Origin of the sequence: Brevundimonas sp. UBA7838, from assembly GCF_002500885.1 — a bacterium.
Classification (GTDB): Bacteria; Pseudomonadota; Alphaproteobacteria; order Caulobacterales; family Caulobacteraceae; genus Brevundimonas; species Brevundimonas vesicularis_C.
Map to the genome: position 1 here is coordinate 1 of NZ_DLTK01000067.1, position 685 is coordinate 685.

Genomic DNA, 685 nt, shown 5'->3' on the forward strand with positions numbered 1-685 from the left:
CGCGCCGCGCGCGTTCAGGCGGCCATGGGCACGGTGCGCAACGAAGGTCTGAACACCTGCGTCGTCGGCCGCTGAACCGTCACGCTTGACGGGCGACCGGGCCTGACCTCTCCTGCCCGCGCTGTTCAGGAGATCCATCATGAAGCGTCAGATGATGACCGCCGTCGCGGTCTGCGCCCTCGCCTTCGCCGCCGGCTGCGCCAGCACCAGCGAACCCGCCGCCGGCGCGCCAGGCGTCGAACAGACGGCCTCGACGACGCCCGCGCCCGCCGTAAGCGGCATGCGCGCCGACTATCCCATCACCGCCGAGGGCGCGACGGCCTTCATCGCTGACGCCGAAACCAAATGGGCCGAGGTCAGCGAATATGTCGCCCGCATCCAGTGGGCGCGCGCCACCAACATCACCTTCGACACGATGTGGCTGGAGTCCAAGGCCAACGCCGAGGCGACCGAGCTTCAGGTCCAGCTCGCCAATCAGGCGGCCAGGTTCAACGACGTCCAGGTCGATCCGGTCGTGCGCCGCAAGCTGAACCTGCTGCGTCTCAGCCTGGTTCTGCCGGCGCCCAATCGTCCAGGCGCAGCCGAGGAGTTGGCCCAGATCACCACCCGTCTGGACTCGACCTATTCGACCGGCAAGTTCGATTTCAAGGGCAAGCCGATCACGCTGGACGAGGCCTCGCTGATC

1 protein-coding gene is annotated in these 685 nt (G+C 67.7%); it reads left to right on the forward strand.

Features of this window, described 5'->3' with window-relative positions:
- Window positions 1-139: 139 nt before the first annotated feature.
- Window positions 140-685, forward strand: a 546-nt coding sequence (locus tag B3T77_RS05235; protein WP_292077908.1) for a M2 family metallopeptidase, incomplete at its 3' end; no start/stop codon positions are given.